The organism is Streptomyces sp. NPDC054841 (assembly GCF_053611045.1).
Genome location: NZ_JBSGZO010000655.1, coordinates 1 through 3,791, shown reverse-complemented (window position 1 = coordinate 3,791; position 3,791 = coordinate 1). Strand labels below are relative to the sequence as shown.

Sequence of the window (3,791 nt, the reverse complement as noted above, 5' to 3'; positions counted from 1 at the left end):
CCGCAGCAGACCCTCATGCCCCCGCGCATCCAGCCGGAACGGCACAGTGCCACCCCGGTGCGACGTCACCGCAGGACGCGGACGGTCGAACGGCAACACCAACTCCTCCGGCGCACCCACAAGACTCTCCCGCCAATACGCCAACTGCCGCGCCGAAAGACTCCCCGGATCCGCCTCGTCACCCAGCAACTCCCGCTGCCACAGCGTGTAATCCGCGTACTGCACCGGCAACCCGTCCCACTGCGGCACCCGACCCGCACACCGAGCCGTGTACGCCCGCGACACATCACGCGCCAGGGGGGCGAGCGACCATCCGTCGGCAGCGATGTGATGCACCACCATCAGCAGTACGTGCTCGTCCGGACCGGTCCGGAACAGGACGGCCCGGACCGGGATCTCGGCCGACAGGTCGAAGCCGCGGCCGGCCTCAACCGCCGACGCCTCGCCCAACTCCTCACGCGCCACCTCGCGCACTTCAAGCCCCGCCCACACCCGGGCGACGTCAAGCACCTGCTGACGCGGCTCACCGTCGGCCTCCGGGAACACCGTCCGCAGACTCTCGTGCCGGCCCACCACATCGGCCAGCGCAGCATCCAGCGCCGCCACATCCAGCTCACCGGACAGCCGTACGGCGAAGCGCATGTTGTAGGCCGCCGAGTGGGAACCTTCCAGCCGGTTCAGGAACCACAGCCGGCGCTGGGCGGACGACAACGGCAGTGTGCCGGGCCGGGTCGCCCGGCGCAGTACGGGCCGGGACGTGTGTTCCTCGCCCAGCCTGCCGGCGAGTCCGGCGACGGTCGGGGCCTCGAACACGTCCCGGATCGACAGTGCCGTGCCCAGCGCCGAGCGTGTCCGGCTGATGAGCTTGGTCGCGAGGAGGGAGTGTCCGCCCAGGTCGAAGAAGCTGTCGTCGATGCCGATCCGCGACAGGCCCAGGACCTCCGCGAACAGTCCGCACAGGACTTCCTCGACCGGGTTGCGCGGCTCGCGGGAGGACACCAGAGCGGCGAAGTCCGGTGCCGGCAGAGCCTTGCGGTCCACCTTTCCGCTCGGTGTCAGCGGCAGCGACTCCAGCACCATCACCGACGGCACCATGTGCTCCGGCAGTCGCTCCGCGACGAACTCCCGTACCGCGAGGGGATCGACGTCGTCCCCGGCGGATGCGGGTACGGCATAGCCGACGAGTGCCTCGCCACCGGGGCCGTCGGAGCGGAGAGTCACCACGGCCTGGCCCACGGAGGGGTGCGCCGCCAGCGCCGCCTCGACCTCGCCGGGTTCGACCCGGAACCCACGGACCTTCACCTGCTCATCGGCCCGCCCGAGGAACACCAACTGCCCGTCGGCGGTCCACCGGACCACATCCCCGGTCCGGTACATCCGCTCCCCGGACCCGAACGGGCACGCCACGAACCGCGACGCCGTCAGCCCGGCCCGGCCCACATACCCACGCGCCAGACCCGCACCCGACAGATACAGGTCACCCGCAACACCCGGGGCCACCGGACGCAACCGCTCGTCCAGCACGAACACCCGCGTGTTCCAGATCGGGCGGCCGATCAGGGTGTCGGATCCGGTCGCGGAGGCGCGGACGTCGCCGCGAGTCGCGATGGCGCCGACTTCCGAGGCGCCGTAGAAGTTGACCAACCGTGCCGAGGGCTGGATCTCGTTGAACCTGTCGACGGAAGTGGTGGGGAGTTGTTCCCCGCTGCAGATCCACACCGCGCAGCCGTCCATGCGGGCGAGCGCGCCGCTGTCGATGAACGCGTTCAGCAGGCTGGGCACGACGGTGAGCCGTGCGATGCCGTGCCGGATCACGGCCGCCGCCAGCTCGGGCACGCTGCGTGCGGTGTCGGCGTCGACCATGACGGTCGATCCGCCGGACAGCAGCGGAGCCAGCAGTTCCGTGATGCCGTCGATCACGCTGACCGGTGACTTCGCGCAGATCGCGGCGCCCCGTTGGGCGGGGAACTCCTCCGCGAACCAGGTCAGCCTGTTGACCAGGGCGCGGTGCAGTCCGAGTACGCCCTTGGGCCGCCCGGTCGAGCCCGAGGTGTAGATGACGAAGGCGGGGTGCTCGGGCAGCAGCCGGGATGTCCGTTCGGCGTCGGTCACGACCGTGCCCGGGAGCCCGGCCGACGTCCGCCGGACCGTGGGGTCGTCCACGAGCAGCCGCGGCAGCGGGGTCTTTGGCAGCGCTTCGGCGGTCGGAGTGTCGGTGAGCAGCAGCGAGGGGCCGGCGTCGTCGAGCATCAGCCGGATCCGGTCGGCCGGGTAGGCCAGATCCATCGGCAGGTAGGCGGCGCCGCTCTTCAGTACGGCGAGCAGCGCGACGAGCATCTCCGCCGACCGCGGCAGGGCCAGCGCCACCTTCTGCTCGGGGCCGATCCCGAGCCCGATGAGCTGCCGGGCGAGCCGGTTGGCCCGCGCGTCCAGCTCGGCGTAGGACAGCTCCGTGTCACCGGCGAGCACCGCGAGTGCGTCCGGGGTGCGCGCGGCCTGTGCCTCGAAGAGCGCCGGCAGCGTGGTGGACGGATTGCCGCCCGAGGTGTCGTTCCACTCCACGAGCACCTGGTGGCGCTCCGGTTCGGACAGCACCTCCAGCCGGCCCAGCGGCAGGTCGGGATCCTGCGCGGCCTGCTCCAGGACACGCACCAGACGGGCCGCCAGCGACTGCGCGGTCGTCTCGTCGAACACGTCCGCGCTGTACTCCAGGAAGCCGTCGAGTCCGGTGGGGGCTCCGTTCGTGTCGTGGCTCTCCGTCAGGAAGAAGGACAGGTCGAATTTGACGGCGTCGGCGGCCGGCGGCTCGAAGGCCGCCTCCACTCCGGGCAGACTCAGATGTGCCTGTGCGTTGTTCTGCAGCACGAGCATGACCTGGAACAGCGGATTGCGTCCCATCGACCGCTGCGGGTCGAGTACCTCGACCAGCCGCTCGAACGGCACGTCCTGGTGGGCGTATGCGGCAAGGGAGGTCTCCCGTGCCCGTCCGAGGAGTTCGCGGAAGGTCGGATCGCCCGACACGTCCGTGCGCAGGACCAGCGTGTTCATGAAGCACCCCACCAGCTCGTGGAGCGCCTCGTCCGTACGGCCCGCGATCGGCGAACCGATGGGAATGTCCTCACCGGCACCCATCCGCGACAACAACGCCGCCAGCGCCGCCTGCAGCACCATGAACACCGACGCCCCGCCGTCACGCGCCAGCCGCAGCAGACCCTCATGCCCCCGCGCATCCAGCCGGAACGGCACAGTGCCACCCCGGTGCGACGTCACCGCAGGACGCGGACGGTCGAACGGCAGCACCAACTCCTCCGGCGCACCCGCAAGACTCTCCCGCCAGTACGCCAACTGCCGTGCCGAAAGACTCCCCGGATCCGCCTCGTCACCCAGCAACTCCCGCTGCCACAGCGTGTAATCCGCGTACTGCACCGGCAACCCGTCCCACTGCGGCACCCGACCCGCACACCGAGCCGTGTACGCCCGCGACACATCACGCGCCAGGGGCGCCACGGACCAGCCGTCCCAGGCGATGTGATGCACCACGAGCAACAGCAGGTGTTCGGCGGGGGCTGTGCGGAACAGGACGGCCCGCACCGGGATCTCGGCCGACAGGTCGAAGCCGCGGCCGGCCTCGGCCGCCGACGCCTCGCCCAACTCCTCACGCGCCACTTCCCGCACATCAAGCCCCGCCCACACCCCGGCGACGTCAAGCACCTGCTGACGCGGCTCACCGTCGGCCTCCGGGAACACCGTCCGCAGACTCTCGTGCCGGCCCACCACATCGGCCAGCGCAG

At 70.9% G+C, this 3,791-nt stretch carries 1 protein-coding gene; it reads right to left on the bottom strand.

The features are described 5' to 3' along the window. Nucleotides 1–3,791 (bottom strand): amino acid adenylation domain-containing protein (locus tag ACWGI8_RS41220; RefSeq protein WP_453668581.1); only part of this gene is annotated, 3,791 nt, incomplete at both ends.